Source organism: Limnohabitans sp. TEGF005 (assembly GCF_055394835.1).
This window is the reverse complement of record NZ_AP029226.1, coordinates 2,011,286-2,024,523: the sequence shown is the minus strand read 5'-3', so window position 1 is coordinate 2,024,523 and position 13,238 is coordinate 2,011,286. Positions and strand designations below refer to the sequence as shown.

The window sequence follows — 13,238 nt, the reverse complement described above, 5'->3', positions numbered from 1 at the left end:
GGCGTGTCGAGGCTTGTGGCCTCGTTACCTCATGCTAGCATCGCCCGGACCCTATTAATTACCAACTGGTTTCATCGTGATGAGGCCTATTCAACGAGAAATTCAACGTGTCTTCGACTTCTGCCCCCTCCATCGTGATCGCTACCCGTGAAAGCCGTTTGGCGCTTTGGCAAGCAGAGCATGTCAAAGCCCTGCTCGAGGGTTTGGGCTGTCGTGTCAGTCTGCTGGGCATGACCACGCAAGGTGACCAGATCCTGGACCGCAGTCTGAGCAAGGTCGGCGGCAAGGGCTTGTTCGTCAAGGAACTCGAAGTTGCCCTGCAGGAGGGGCGTGCTGACATTGCCGTGCACTCCCTGAAGGATGTGCCCATGGACATGCCAGAAGGATTTGATCTGGCCTGTGTGATGGAGCGCGAAGATCCCCGCGATGCCTGGGTGTCTGCCGCTTATGCCCGTCTGGAAGACCTGCCACAAGGCGCGGTGGTGGGCACATCGAGTTTGCGTCGCACGGTGTTGCTGCGCGCTTTGCGCCCCGATTTGAAGATCGAACCTTTGCGCGGCAATCTGGACACCCGTTTGCGCAAACTCGACGAAGGCCAATACGCAGGCATTGTGTTGGCCGCTGCGGGCCTCAAGCGGCTGGGTTTGACCCAGCGCATTCGGCACATTTTTGAAACCGACCAGATGCTGCCTGCTGCAGGCCAGGGTGCTTTGGGCATTGAAATTTGCAGTGACCGTGCAGATTTGCGCGCCTTGCTGGCACCGCTGGCCGACGCGCCGTCGTGGCGTCGGGTGGCGGCCGAGCGTGCCGTGAGCCGGGCCATGGGCGGCAGTTGCTCCATGCCTTTGGCGGCCCACGCCACCATCGAAGGCGGCGTGCTCAAGCTGCGTGCCGCTTGGGGCGAACCGGAGGGCGCGACTGAGCTGGTCATGGCCAATGACGAGTCGCCGGTGGCTGACCTGCCCGCTGCAGAGGCTTTGGGCCTGCGCGTGGCCCAGGCTTTGCGCCAGGCTGGCGCGCATTGACCCTTCAAAAATCGCATGGCTGAAACCCCTGTGGTGATCGTCACCCGGCCAGAGCGTGAGGCCGAGTCTTGGGCGACGGCCTTGCTCGCTTGTGGTGTTCGCACCGACATCCTTCCCCTGATTCAGATCGCCCCTTTGCCCGATGCATCGGCTTTGCGTGCCGCTTGGGCCAACGTGCCCCGGCATTTGGCGGTGATGTTTGTGAGCGCCAATGCGGTGCGGTTTTTCATGGCTGAGCGCCCTGCGGGGCTGGGCCTGCAAGCTTGCCGTGCCTGGTCTACCGGGCCTGGCACCCATGCCGCCTTGTTGGCCTGCGGTTGGCCAGCCGATCAAATCGATTCGCCCGATGCCGATGCAAGTCAGTTTGATTCGGAGGCCTTGTGGACGTTGGTTGCAGGGCGCGTGCAATCAACAGAGCGGGCTTCGGTGCTGATTGTTCGCGGGGCCGATGCCCAGGGCCAGTTGGCCGGGCGTGACTGGTTGGCACAAAAACTGGCAGACGCTGGCATTCAGGTGACGCAAGCCGTGGCTTATGTGCGCCAGACCCCCGTGCTGTCGCCCAGCCAAAAGCAAAGGGCTGCGCAGGCGATGACCGATGGCAGCTGGTGGCTGTTCAGCAGCTCCGAGGCGGTGCATCACTTGTTGCAGCTTTGCCCTGACTTGCCATTGGGGCAGGCTAGAGCGTTGGCCACGCACCCCCGCATTGCCCAAAGACTGTGTGCCATGGGCTGGGGGCGGGTGGATACGGTGCCCGCAGGTCTGGAAGCACAAGCCGAGTCTATAAAATCGCTCACATGACCTCCAAGCCCGAATCCGCATCTTCTCTTGTCGAGCCTGTGGCTACGACCTCCCGGCCCGTGCTTCGGGGCTGGTGGTTGGCTTTGGGCGTGGCCTGCTTGGCTTTGCTGGTGTCTGTTTTGCTGTGGCAAAAGCTGTCGCGGATTCAGGAGCAATTGGCGCGGCAAAGCGCCGATGCCGGGCAGCAGTCCATGGAAGCCAAAGCCTGGGCCAAGCAGGCACAAGAAACCGTGAAAGACAGTGCGGCTCGGCTGACGCTGTTGGAAACCCGCTTGGGCGAGGTGGCATTGCAACGTGGGCAGCTGGAGGAGTTGATCCAAAGTCTGTCGCGGTCGCGCGATGAAAATTTGGTCGTGGACATTGAAGCGGCGTTGCGCATGGCTCAGCAGCAGTCGCAGTTGACGGGCAGCATGGAGCCCCTGCTGGCTGCGCTCAAGTCGGCGCAGTTGCGTGTGCAGCGGGCCGCACAGCCCCGATTGGCGCCGGTGCTCCGCGCCCTTGAAAAAGATCAGGAACGATTGAACACCACGGCCGTGTTTGATTTGCCCGGTTTGCTGATCAAACTGGATGAAGGCGTGGCCTTGGTGGATGGCTTGGTGCTGGCCAATCAGGAATTGCCCACTGTGGCGATGAACCGGTCTGTGGCCCAAGAGGGGGTTGCCGGGCCTGCGCCCTCTTGGTGGCTGGCCGGCTTGATGCAGTTTGCCGATCAGCTCAAGGGTTTGGTGCGGGTGAGTCGCATCGAGCTGCCTGAAGCCGCGCTGATGTCCCCTGAGCAAGGGTTTTTCTTGCGCGAAAACCTCAAGCTCAAATTGCTCAATGCCCGTCTGGGCCTGCTGGCACGCCAAAAAGATGCGGCCCGGGCCGATCTGGCGTCTGCCGCCGTGACCGTTCGTCGCTATGCCGATGCTTCGTCGCGCAAAACCACCCAGTTGCTTCAGTTGCTGGAGCAATCCGGAACCCAATTAAAAGCCAGTGAGATGCCGCGCCTGGAAGGGTCGTTGACGGCATTGTCCACTGCGGCGGCAGGAAGGTAAGACCGCATGCGCGCAGCTCTTTGGCTCATCAGTTTGTTTTCTTTGGCTGCAGCTGCAGCATGGCTGGCTTGGCACAACAACGGCACAGTGGCCTTGTTCTTGATGTCCTACAGGGTCGACTTCTCACTCAATTTGGTTCTGTTGGTGCTGGGCCTTGTCGTGCTGGTGGTGGTGTTGGCCCAGCAGGCTTTGTCGGCCTTGCTGTCTTTGCCCAAGCACGCACACAGCTGGCGCTTGCAGCAAAAAGAAAGGGCTGCTCACGCCGCGCTGCTCGAGTCGATCAGCAGCTTCATGGCCGGGCGGTTTTTGCGGGCCCGAAAGGCGGCGCAAACGGCGCTTGAAAAGGAGTCGCATTTGAACGACGCTGGCCTTCAGCTAGACCATGCGGTTTCCTTGCGCACCGTGGCGCACATCATGGCGGCCGAGTCGGCACACGCGTTGCAAGACCGAGTGTTGCGTCAATCGCATTTGCAGGCAGCCCTCGAAACGGCGAAACAAGGCGCTGTTTCTGAGCGCCAGACCTTGACCGATGGGGCTCAATTGCGTGCAGCCAGGTGGTTGCTGGATGACCGTGATGCCTCGGGGAGCTTGGGCCTTTTGAAGGCTTTGCCCAATGCGACCGGGCGTCGCGTGGTGGCCATGCGCATGCAGCTGAAGGCTGCCCGATTGGCGGGGCAACCCGCGCTGGCTTTGGACACAGCTGTTTTGCTGGCCAAACACCGTGCGTTCACGCCGTCAACTGCTGACAGTCTGGTGCGTGGCCTGATCCTGGCATGGTTGTCGAACATGCACGATGCCGACGCTCTTGAGCGTTGGTGGCTCAATTTGAATCCCGTGCAACGCGCTATGCCGGACATTGCAGCGGAAGCCGCTTTGCGTTTTGTGGCTTTGGGTGGCTCGGGTGCGGTGGCCAGGCCATGGCTCCAGCCTTTGTGGACACCTTTGCAGTCGCAGCAGTCCAGTTGGACGCCCGATCAGTTGGCTCGCATGGTCCAAGCCATGGAGGCCAGTTTGGCAGATGCCCAGGCACCTGATGCCCGGCAATGGCTGGCCCGCATCGAAGCGACTCAGCAAGCCCAGCCTCAAGATGCGCGATTGCAGTATCTGGCTGGCATGGTGTGCTTGCGCCACCAGCTGTGGGGCAAGGCGCAAAGTCTGTTGAGCCAAGCGGTCAAGGGTTTGCAGACCCCCGCCTTGAAGCGTCGGGCTTGGTGTGCTCTGGCTGAATTGGCCGAACAACGCCAAGAGCCTGTTGCGGCAGCGCAGGCCTGGAAACAGGCTGCCTTGGTGGCCCAACCCTGAGGTTTTGTTGGGTGCCTCAAGGAAGGGCATTCTCGTCCTCGGTTGCTGGCACTTCCAGCAGACGGTGCTTTCATGCCCTCGATGCACATGGATAGCCGGTCAAGCCGGGCATGACAAAGCTCTTAAAGCCGGCTTGCCGCAGTTCAAGACGGTGACGCCAAAGCGATTAAAACGGTTTTGAGCGGACGAAAAAAAACCGGGCCATGAGCCCGGTTTTTTTGTCAAGCGCTCAAGCACTTGATGGGTTAGATCAGAACGGCAAGTTCATGTCCTTCAGGTCTTTGCGTGTTTCCACCAAAACCAAGGGGCCATCATTCAAGACAACCGCGGGTGGGCGTTCGCGCGGCACGCGAACTGGCTTGGGTTCTGCCGAAATGGCGGCTTGAACGGCGGCCACTTTGCCTGCGTCAGAGTTCACCCAAACCAAACCGGAGCCTTGCGCCACTTGGTGCAGGCTGTCGATTTGCAGGGTGTAGCTGGCCACGGACGGCAAGCCAGCGCGCGTTGCCTCTGGTGAGGTTGCCACTGCGGCGGGTGCTACTGCGGGTGCGGCGGCGGGTGCAGCAGGTGGCGTGACGGCAACAGGTGCGGCCACAGCGGCAGGCGCTTCGGTGTTGGCAACAGAGGTTTCGGCAACGGGTGCTGCAACTGTTGCGGCCATTGGTGCGGCCATTGGTGTGGTTGCGGCTTGCTGTGCACGCTCAAAGTAAGAGCGTGGTGCAGGACGGTCTTCACCAGTGGTTTGCGTGGCTTGAGTGGCTTGTGCGGCTGGCGCAGCGGCTGTGGTGTCGGTATTCAAGTTGCCTTGAGTTTCCTCGCCAGTGCTGTCCTGGCGTGGCTCGCCTGCGCGTTCGCGACGGTCACGGCCGTAGCGGTCACGCGAGCGGCGCTCACGGCGTTCGCCGTTGTTTTCAGACGCGGCACCACCTTCTTGAGGCGCGTTCGCATCTTGCCCTTCAGTGGCGATCACTGCTGACTCTGGGGCATTGGCATCGCTGGAAGCGGTGTCTGCCTGGCGGCGTTCACCACCACGCTCGCCACGTTCACGACGGCCTTCACCACCGCGCTCACCACGTTCACGGCGACCTTCGCCACGGGGTGCACGTTCATTGCGCACTTCGGTGCCATCGGCGCTCAGCTCAGGCTGCGCATCGCTGCGGTCTTCGCTTCGGCTTTCATTTCGGTTATCGCTGCGACCATCACGACGGCCTTCGCGGGGCGCACGCTCGCCAGCAGGCCGCTCTGCGCGTTCACCACGCTCAGAACGTTCGCCGCGTGCGGGACGGGCTTCGCCTTCGCGCAATTCATTGCGACCCTCTGATCGGCCTTCACTGCGTTCACCGCGGCCTTCGCCACGGCGACCGCCTTCGCGGGGTGCGCGGATCTCGCCTGCGGTGCCTTCGCTGCGTTCGCCACGGCGGCCATCGCGACCACCACGGCGGCCATCGCGACCACCTTCACGGCGTTCGCCATCGCGACCACCTTCGCGGCTTTCATTGCGGCGTTCACCGTTGCGGCCTTCGCGTGCCTTGTCGTCTTTTTTGCCCACGGTGGCTGGCGCTGCTTCAGTGGCGCTGCCACCGAACAGGTTTTTCAGCCAGCCGAAGAAACCGCCTGTGGCTGCTGGAGCGGCCACGGGTGCTGCTGCAGCCTTACGGGCAGGTTTGGCTGCGGCCACCGGGGCTTCTGGCTTGACTGGCGCGATCGGCGCTGGCGCATCGGGCAAAACACCCTTGATGACTGGCGTTTGCTTGTTGGTAGGCTCTTGCGAACGGCGCGTCACGGTGGTGGCGTCTTCGATCTCTTCGGCCATCTTGTAGCTGGCTTCGATGCGGTCCAAGCGTGGATCGTCGTGCTTCAAACGCTCGAGTTTGTAATGCGGTGTTTCCAGCGACTTGTTGGGCACCAGCAGCACGTTGATGCGTTGCTGCAGTTCGATCTTGGCGATTTCTGAGCGCTTTTCGTTCAGCAGGAAAGACGCCACTTCGACCGGCACTTGGGCGTGCACAGCGGCGCTGTTGTCCTTCATGGACTCTTCCTGGATGATGCGCAGGATTTGCAATGCCGAGCTCTCGGTATCGCGAATGTGGCCAGCGCCGCCGCAACGTGGGCAGGGGATGGACGCACCTTCTGACAGGGCTGGCTTCAAGCGCTGTCGGCTCATTTCCATGAGGCCGAACTTGCTGATGGTGCCGAACTGCACGCGGGCACGGTCTTGGCGCAGTGCGTCGCGCAAGCGGTTTTCCACTTCGCGGCGGTTCTTCGACTCTTCCATGTCGATGAAGTCGATCACGATCAGGCCACCCAGGTCGCGCAGGCGCATCTGGCGGGCTACTTCATCAGCGGCTTCGAGGTTGGTGCGGGTGGCGGTTTCTTCAATGTCACCGCCCTTGATGGCACGGGCCGAGTTCACGTCCACCGACACCAAGGCTTCGGTGTGGTCAATCACGATGGCGCCGCCAGAAGGCAGTTGCACGGTGCGGGCGTAGGCCGATTCGATCTGGTGTTCGATCTGGAAGCGGCTGAACAGCGGTGCGTCGTCGCGGTAGCGCTTCACGCGGTTCGCAAACTCAGGCATGACGTGGCTCATGAACTGCTGAGCCTGGTCATAGATGTCATCGGTGTCGATCAGGATGTCGCCGATGTCGTTGTTGAAGTAATCGCGGATGGCGCGGATCACCAAGCTTGATTCCTGGTAAATCAGGAATGCACCTTTGCCGCCTTTGGATGCGCCGTCGATGGCGGTCCAGAGCTTGAGCAAGTAGTTCAGGTCCCACTGCAGTTCGGGCGCGGAACGGCCAATGCCTGCGGTGCGCGCGATGATGGACATGCCTTTGGGATATTCCAGCTGGTCCATGGCTTCTTTGAGCTCGGCCCGGTCGTCACCTTCGATGCGGCGGCTGACGCCACCGCCACGCGGGTTGTTGGGCATGAGCACCACATAACGGCCAGCCAGGCTGACGAAGGTAGTGAGGGCTGCACCCTTGTTGCCGCGCTCTTCTTTTTCGACCTGCACCAAGAGGGACTGGCCTTCTTTGATGACGTCCTGGATGCGTGCTTGGCTGACGGACACGCCTTCAGCAAAGTATTGGCGGGAGATTTCCTTGAAGGGCAAAAAGCCGTGGCGGTCTTCGCCGTAGTCCACAAAGCAGGCTTCGAGCGAGGGCTCGACACGGGTCACCACCGCTTGGTAGATGTTGCCCTTGCGCTGTTCGCGGCCTTCGATTTCGATTTCGTAGTCGAGGAGTTTTTGTCCATCGACGATGGCCAGGCGGCGCTCTTCAGCTTGCGTGGCGTTGATCAGCATCCGTTTCATGATGCGTTCCTTCTCTTGTCAGCGTGGTCCAGTTGCAGAGAAATGTCTGCGGCCTGGAGCCTGTTTACACAACTGGCTTTGGATTCCTGGGAACCTCAAAGCCTCCGTTGCCGGAGCTGACGCCTGAAACGAAGGGAATTGCCGAAGGTGATCGCCATTCAGCCGTGCGTGAGCACAGGAATGGGGATCGTGGCGCGTGGATGGGGCGAGGCAAAAGGCGTGTAAAGGTTTGTCCACTGCCGGGGGCTTCCCCCGGTGTCCAAGACAAACTGTTGGGCACAAGGCGTGACTGTGGAGCCCGGCTTCGTGAGCCACTCCAAACACATCAGCAAAGTTCCGAACAACACAACCATCTCGCTTTGATCCGTCCAACAGCCTGAAGGGCTATTGGACTTGGGGTATTCCGTATCTGGGTTTCTGGACGTCGGCCCAACCTCCGGGGCGATTGGCCACTGTTGGCGTTGGCCTTCAGTCTGCAAATCGTGCCGAGGGTGGCATCGACCATCTGGTTTGGCGCGGTGGTGGTGGACTAAACTCCTGTCTTCAGGAATTCATTTCCATTTGAATCAACCACTTACAGCCAATTGCCAGTGAATCACATTATAGGGGCCCAAACCGCTGCCGCGGTGCCCGCCGTCAAATGGTTGTTGGTAGACGAAGAGTCTGCCGGTCAGCGATTGGACAACTTTTTGCTACGGCATCTCAAGGGCGTGCCCAAAACCCATGTTTATCGAATCATTCGCAGTGGCGAGGTTCGCGTCAACAAAGGACGAGCTTCCGCTGAAACGCGGGTCGAGACCGGCGACCAAGTGCGTTTGCCGCCCGTGCGCATTTCTGAAAAAGTAGCCGAAAAGGCCGCGCATCCTGCACCTGGGCGTGAATTTCCGCTGTTGCTGGAAGATGACAGCCTGATGGCGATCAACAAACCGGCGGGTGTGGCGGTGCACGGTGGCTCGGGGGTGAGCTTTGGTGTGATTGAGCAATTGCGGCAGGCGCGACCTCAGGCGAAGTTACTGGAATTGGTGCATCGCCTGGACCGCGACACCAGCGGCATTTTGTTGGTGGCCAAAAAGCGCAGTGCCTTGAAGCAGCTGCAAGATCAGTTTCGTGAGCGCGAAACAGGCAAGACTTATCTGGCGCTGGTCAAAGGCGAGTGGCCCGCTAAATTGAAGGTGATCGACCAGCCGCTGCACAAATTTTTGCTGCCCAACGGTGAGCGCCGCGTCAAAGTAACCACGCCAGAAGACCCGGAGGGCATGCGCTCGATTACCTTGGTCAAGGTGTCCAAGCGTTTGCCGGGGGCGACCTTGCTGGAGGTGACCATCAAGACCGGGCGCACCCACCAGATCAGGGTGCATTTGTCTTCGCAAGGTCACCCAATTGCCGGTGATGACAAATACGGTGACTTTGACTGGAATCGCCAGCTTCAAAAGCCAGGCACCAGCCCCAGTCTTAAACGCATGTTTTTACACGCCTGGCGCTTGCAGTTCAACCACCCGGTGACTGCCGAGCGCGTGGCCTTGCAAGCCGATTTGCCCCCTGAATTGAAAGCGTATGTTGACCATGTCAGCCCATCTGAATGAATTTCGGCCTCGCCAGTTTGACCTGATCGCATTTGATTGGGACGGCACGCTGTTCGATTCCACGGCCATCATCACCCGCTGCATCCAGCGGGCCGTAGTGGATGTGGGCGGGCAGGAGCCGACCCGCGAAGCCGCCTCTTATGTGATTGGCATGGCCTTGATGCCTGCCTTGGCCCATGCTGCGCCGGATGTGCCAAAAGACAAGTACCCCGCTTTGGGTGAGCGTTACCGCCACCATTACATCCAACACCAAAACGACATCAGCCTGTTTGATGGCGTGCTCGAATTGTTGGACGACCTCAAAGCCCGACACCATTGGGTGACGGTGGCCACCGGTAAAAGCCGCCAAGGCCTGAACGAGTCCTTGCAGGCGGTTGAGCTGCGCCACCGCTTTGACGGCTCTCGCACCGCCGATGAAACGGCAGGCAAGCCTCATCCGCTCATGCTGCATGAACTGATGCGCGAGTTTGGCGTGGACCCCGAGCGCACCCTGATGATCGGCGACACCACGCATGACCTTCAGATGGCTGTGAACGCCGGTTGTGCCAGTGTGGGCGTGAGTTACGGTGCGCACGAGCCCGACGCCTTCCACGCCCTGAATCCGCGCCATGTGGCGCACAGCGTGCGTGATTTGCACGACTGGTTGCTGCAAAACGCCTGAAAAGGAGCTTTTCATGGAGCCAATAGTCCCTTTGTGCAACAGTGCAGATTTGGTCAATGGTGGCCGTGCTGTGCCTTTCGACATCGTTTATGCCGGGCAGACCTGCCGCGCATTCGCCATCCGTTACCAAGGCCAGGTGCATGCCTACTTGAACCGCTGCACCCATGTGGCGATGGAAATGGATTACCAGCCCGCCCGTTTTTTTGACGACACCGGGCGCTGGTTGATGTGTGCCACACACGGTGCCACTTACCAGCCCGATACCGGCGCTTGCTCGGGTGGTCCTTGCCGCGGAGGCCTTGTGCAAATAGACCTTTCAGAGCGGGACGGCGTGGTTCACTGGCATACTGCCTACAACTTGAAACCCCTTGAATTTTGACCATGCAAGACCCTCTGGACAACACGTCCGCCTCGGCCTCCAATGAATCTGTGAAAGCTGCTGCTGCCGCCCTCGATGAAGGCTGGGCGCGTGACACGCTGGCGCAGTTGGCCTTTGCCAATCTGAACGAGCAAAAAACCGCCCGCCGCTGGAAGGTGGGCTTGCGCATGGCGTGGTTGTTGTTGCTGGCGTTGGTGTTTTGGCAGGCGTTCAGCTTCAACTCACCGACCAGTAACCCCAGCTTGCCGCACACGGCGATGGTGTCCATCGTGGGTGAAATCGGCTCGGAAACCCAAGCCAGTGCAGAAAATGTGATGTCTTCCATGCGCTTGGCACTGGAAGATTCCGGCTCGCAAGCCTTGGTGTTGTTGATCAACTCACCCGGTGGCAGCCCTGTACAAGCGGGTCTCATCAACGACGAAATCATCCGCCTGCGGGCTTTGCACAACAAGCCCATTTACGCTGTGGTGGAAGAGTCTTGCGCTTCTGCTGCCTATTACATTGCGGCTGCCGCTGACCAGATTTATGTGGACAAGGCCAGCATCGTGGGCAGCATTGGTGTGCTCATGGACGGTTTCGGCTTCACGGGCCTGATGGACAAACTGGGTGTGGAGCGCCGCCTTATGACGGCTGGCGCCAACAAGGGTTTTCTGGACCCATTCAGCCCACAAACCGAGGCGCAGCGCAAACACGCTCAGGCCATGCTTGACCAAATCCACACCCAGTTCATTGACGTGGTCAAAAAAGGCCGGGGTGACCGCCTGAAGGAAACGCCAGAGATGTTCAGCGGCTTGTTCTGGAGCGGCCAACAGGCCGTGGACCTGGGTTTGGCCGACAGTTTGGGCAGCCTCGATGGCGTGGCGCGCGAAGTGGTCAAGGCGCCGGATGTCATTGATTACACCCAGCGCGAGAACGTGGCCGAACGCTTGGTCAAGCGCTTTGGTGCGGCAGTGGGCGAAGGTTCTGTCCGCGCCGTGCGCGCGAGCACCGGACTGCGCTGAGCCGCCTGAGCTGTTCAGTGCTTTAAGGCCCGATGGCGTAGACCGCGGGCGTGTGACCGTCAGGGCCTTTCAGGCCCTTTTTCCATTGCGCCACAGTGTGGCTTTGAATGTGGGCCGAAGGCAGTGTCAGCCCGCTGGCAATCGCCAGGCGTGTGTTGGCCTGCAGGCTTTGCAGCAGGCCGCTGAGCATGGCGGCGTTGCGGTAGGGCGTTTCGATCCACAGCTGGGTCTGGCCGGTTTTCAGTGCCAGTGATTCCAGTTGTTTCAGGCGTGCCCCGCGTTCAGCGGCGTCCTGCGGCAAGTAGCCTACAAATGCGAAATTTTGACCATTGAGGCCGCTGGCTGCCAAGGCCAGTAGCAAGGACACAGGCCCGACCAATGGCACCACGGTGATGCCCAGGTCGTGCGCCGCACGCACCACGGAGCTGCCAGGGTCGGCTACGGCCGGCATGCCTGCTTCGCTGATCAGGCCCACATCGTGACCTTGCAAGGCAGCAGTCAACAGCGGTTTGCCGTCAAAGCCGGATTGGTGGTCGCCTTTTTTGTGCACATGGCGCGGCAACTCGGTGATGGTTTGCTCAGGCAGTGGCGCGATCAGCGGGTGGGTTTCGCCCACGCGTTTCAAAAAGGCGCGTGTGGTTTTGGCGTTTTCGCAGACCCAATGCCGAATGCCTGCGGCCGAGGCCAAGCTGGCTTCTGGCAGCACATGGGTGATCGGAGCTTGTTCGGTGCAGCCAAAGTCCAGTGGCGTGGGCACCAGAAACAGACGGCCTTGAGATCGGGGGGCGTTCACAGCAGTTTCACTCCAGCTTGGCGCAGCAGGCGGGCTGTGCGGATGAGGGGCAAGCCGACCAAGGCGGTCGGGTCGTCGTTGTCGATGGATTCCAGCAAGGCAATGCCCAAGCCTTCGCTTTTGGCGCTGCCTGCGCAGTCGTAAGGTTTTTCGGCTTGCAAATAAGCCTCGATCTCGTCGTTGCTGAGATCGCGAAACACCACCCGAACTTCGGCCAAATCGACCTGCTCAAAGCCGGTGGCCAGGCAAACCACGGCCAGCGCGGTTTGGAAAATCACGGTTTGGCCGCGCATTTGGCGCAGTTGTTGTACGGCGCGACTGTGTTCACCGGGTTTGCCCAAGGGTTGACCCGCCAGATCGGCCACTTGGTCTGAACCGATGACGACCGCCTCGGGATGCAATGTCGCCACGGCCTTGGCTTTGGCCAAAGCCAGCCGGAGGGCTAAATTTTTAGGAGTTTCGCCTGCCTGCGGGGTTTCGTCCACTTCGGGCGCGGTCACACTGAAGGGGATGCGCAAACGCTCCAGCAATTCGCGCCGATAGCGCGAGGTGGAGCCCAGCACGACCGGGCGGCTGGGTGTATTGAGAGAGAGGGCAGGGGCAAAAGTCGTTGTCAAAGCGCAAACCCAGGTTGAAATTCGGATGGGTGATTCTCTTACACTGCAGCCATGGAAAAAAAATTGGACCCCCAACACCTGGACATGGTGTCTTTTGCCCGTGATGCCATCAGCCTCAAGGGCGAGGGCCACTTGGCCGATTGGCTTCGTTTGGCCGATGAACGATACGGTGATGTGCTCCCTGCTGGCCCGGTAGTTTGGCATTTGCAAGGCCGATCAGTCCCTCAGCCTGATGGCGTTGACCAAATTTGGCTTGACTTGAAAGCTTCGGTTGATTTGCCCATGCAGTGCCAGCGTTGCCTGACGCCTGTGCTCGAGCCTGTGGAGGCCGAGCGTTCGTTCCGCTTTGTGGCCGATGAGGCGACTGCGGCGGCCCTGGATGACGAAGCAGAGGAAGATATTTTGGTCATCAGCCGTGACTTCGATGCATTGGCCTTGGTCGAGGATGAGCTGATTTTGTCTTTGCCGTTGGTGCCTTTGCACGAGGTTTGCCCTGAAACAGTGCCCATGTCCGCAGTCGACCCTGAATTTGAAGTGGCTGCCGAACGTCCTAACCCGTTTGGTGTTTTGGCGGGCCTTAAAACGGGCATTTCCAAGTAAGTGCTCAATGAAGTCCTTCCAAAGGTCTTCGGCTTAGGCTATAATTTATGGCTTCGCCCAGTTTTTTCTGGGTGACATTCTCATCAACCAGAAGCTGCGTCTTGATTAGCGCGGCATCCAAGCTTC

12 protein-coding genes are annotated in these 13,238 nt (G+C 60.1%); 9 read left to right on the top strand and 3 right to left on the bottom strand.

Annotated features, from left to right (window positions below):
• Positions 1–107 precede the first annotated feature (107 nt).
• Genes hemC through ACZ5RG_RS09735 form a run of 4 tightly spaced genes read left to right on the top strand, consistent with a single transcriptional unit; the run spans position 108 to position 4,162 of the window.
• Positions 108–1,025 carry a hydroxymethylbilane synthase gene (gene hemC, locus ACZ5RG_RS09750; protein WP_298598329.1) on the top strand — a complete coding sequence of 306 codons (918 nt, stop codon included), beginning with the start codon at positions 108–110 and terminating at the stop codon, positions 1,023–1,025.
• A 15-nt stretch (positions 1,026–1,040) separates the two neighbouring features.
• Complete coding sequence (locus tag ACZ5RG_RS09745; protein ID WP_464446933.1) at positions 1,041–1,823, top strand: uroporphyrinogen-III synthase; 783 nt, start codon at positions 1,041–1,043, stop codon at positions 1,821–1,823.
• The gene (locus ACZ5RG_RS09740) at positions 1,820–2,860 is read left to right on the top strand and encodes a uroporphyrinogen-III C-methyltransferase (protein WP_312262412.1); all 1,041 of its coding nucleotides are present in this window, start codon (positions 1,820–1,822) and stop codon (positions 2,858–2,860) included. The genes ACZ5RG_RS09745 and ACZ5RG_RS09740 overlap by 4 nt, the downstream gene beginning before the upstream one ends.
• A 6-nt stretch (positions 2,861–2,866) precedes the next feature.
• Positions 2,867–4,162 carry a heme biosynthesis protein HemY gene (locus ACZ5RG_RS09735; RefSeq protein ID WP_298598338.1) on the top strand — a complete coding sequence of 432 codons (1,296 nt, stop codon included), beginning with the start codon at positions 2,867–2,869 and terminating at the stop codon, positions 4,160–4,162.
• 250 nt (positions 4,163–4,412) lie between these two features.
• Here the strand turns inward: ACZ5RG_RS09735 and ACZ5RG_RS09730 are convergent, their stop codons facing one another.
• Complete coding sequence (locus tag ACZ5RG_RS09730) at positions 4,413–7,478, bottom strand: Rne/Rng family ribonuclease (RefSeq protein WP_464446932.1); 3,066 nt, start codon at positions 7,476–7,478, stop codon at positions 4,413–4,415.
• 590 nt (positions 7,479–8,068) lie between these two features.
• Here ACZ5RG_RS09730 and ACZ5RG_RS09725 point away from each other — a divergent pair.
• From ACZ5RG_RS09725 to ACZ5RG_RS09710, 4 genes are read left to right on the top strand one after another with little or no spacing between them, the layout of a single operon-like run.
• Entirely contained in the window at positions 8,069–9,061 is a 993-nt protein-coding gene (locus tag ACZ5RG_RS09725; RefSeq protein WP_312262100.1) for an RluA family pseudouridine synthase, read from the top strand.
• On the top strand, positions 9,033–9,722 hold the full coding sequence (locus ACZ5RG_RS09720) for an HAD family hydrolase (protein WP_312262102.1): 690 nt from the start codon (positions 9,033–9,035) through the stop codon (positions 9,720–9,722). Before ACZ5RG_RS09725 ends, ACZ5RG_RS09720 begins: the two co-directional genes overlap by 29 nt.
• A 13-nt stretch (positions 9,723–9,735) precedes the next feature.
• A complete protein-coding gene (locus ACZ5RG_RS09715; RefSeq protein WP_464446931.1) occupies positions 9,736–10,101 on the top strand; it encodes a Rieske (2Fe-2S) protein in 366 nt (121 codons plus the stop codon).
• 2 nt (positions 10,102–10,103) lie between these two features.
• Complete coding sequence (locus ACZ5RG_RS09710) at positions 10,104–11,102, top strand: S49 family peptidase (protein ID WP_298600432.1); 999 nt, start codon at positions 10,104–10,106, stop codon at positions 11,100–11,102.
• A gap of 22 nt (positions 11,103–11,124) precedes the next feature.
• Here the strand turns inward: ACZ5RG_RS09710 and ACZ5RG_RS09705 are convergent, their stop codons facing one another.
• Both ACZ5RG_RS09705 and ACZ5RG_RS09700 read right to left on the bottom strand, forming a co-directional pair.
• Positions 11,125–11,895, bottom strand: coding sequence for an SAM-dependent methyltransferase (locus tag ACZ5RG_RS09705; protein ID WP_464446930.1), 771 nt, complete (start codon positions 11,893–11,895; stop codon positions 11,125–11,127).
• The gene (locus ACZ5RG_RS09700) at positions 11,892–12,458 is read right to left on the bottom strand and encodes a Maf family nucleotide pyrophosphatase (protein ID WP_464448198.1); all 567 of its coding nucleotides are present in this window, start codon (positions 12,456–12,458) and stop codon (positions 11,892–11,894) included. Before ACZ5RG_RS09700 ends, ACZ5RG_RS09705 begins: the two co-directional genes overlap by 4 nt.
• Before the next feature lie 105 nt (positions 12,459–12,563).
• Between ACZ5RG_RS09700 and ACZ5RG_RS09695 the strand changes: the two genes are divergently transcribed.
• On the top strand, positions 12,564–13,112 hold the full coding sequence (locus ACZ5RG_RS09695) for a YceD family protein (RefSeq protein WP_464446929.1): 549 nt from the start codon (positions 12,564–12,566) through the stop codon (positions 13,110–13,112).
• The last annotated feature ends 126 nt before the right edge of the window (positions 13,113–13,238 follow it).

Excerpts from the sequence above, each read along its gene's own strand:
- ACZ5RG_RS09745 (WP_464446933.1), top strand. The coding sequence starts at position 1,041 with ATGGCTGAAACCCCTGTGGTGATCGTCACCCGGCCAGAGCGTGAGGCC.
- ACZ5RG_RS09730 (WP_464446932.1), bottom strand. The coding sequence starts at position 7,478 with ATGAAACGGATGCTGATCAACGCCACGCAAGCTGAAGAGCGCCGCCTG.
- ACZ5RG_RS09720 (WP_312262102.1), top strand. The coding sequence starts at position 9,033 with ATGTTGACCATGTCAGCCCATCTGAATGAATTTCGGCCTCGCCAGTTT.
- ACZ5RG_RS09695 (WP_464446929.1), top strand. The coding sequence starts at position 12,564 with ATGGAAAAAAAATTGGACCCCCAACACCTGGACATGGTGTCTTTTGCC.
- ACZ5RG_RS09735 (WP_298598338.1), top strand. The coding sequence starts at position 2,867 with ATGCGCGCAGCTCTTTGGCTCATCAGTTTGTTTTCTTTGGCTGCAGCT.
- ACZ5RG_RS09740 (WP_312262412.1), top strand. The coding sequence starts at position 1,820 with ATGACCTCCAAGCCCGAATCCGCATCTTCTCTTGTCGAGCCTGTGGCT.
- ACZ5RG_RS09710 (WP_298600432.1), top strand. The coding sequence starts at position 10,104 with ATGCAAGACCCTCTGGACAACACGTCCGCCTCGGCCTCCAATGAATCT.
- ACZ5RG_RS09715 (WP_464446931.1), top strand. The coding sequence starts at position 9,736 with ATGGAGCCAATAGTCCCTTTGTGCAACAGTGCAGATTTGGTCAATGGT.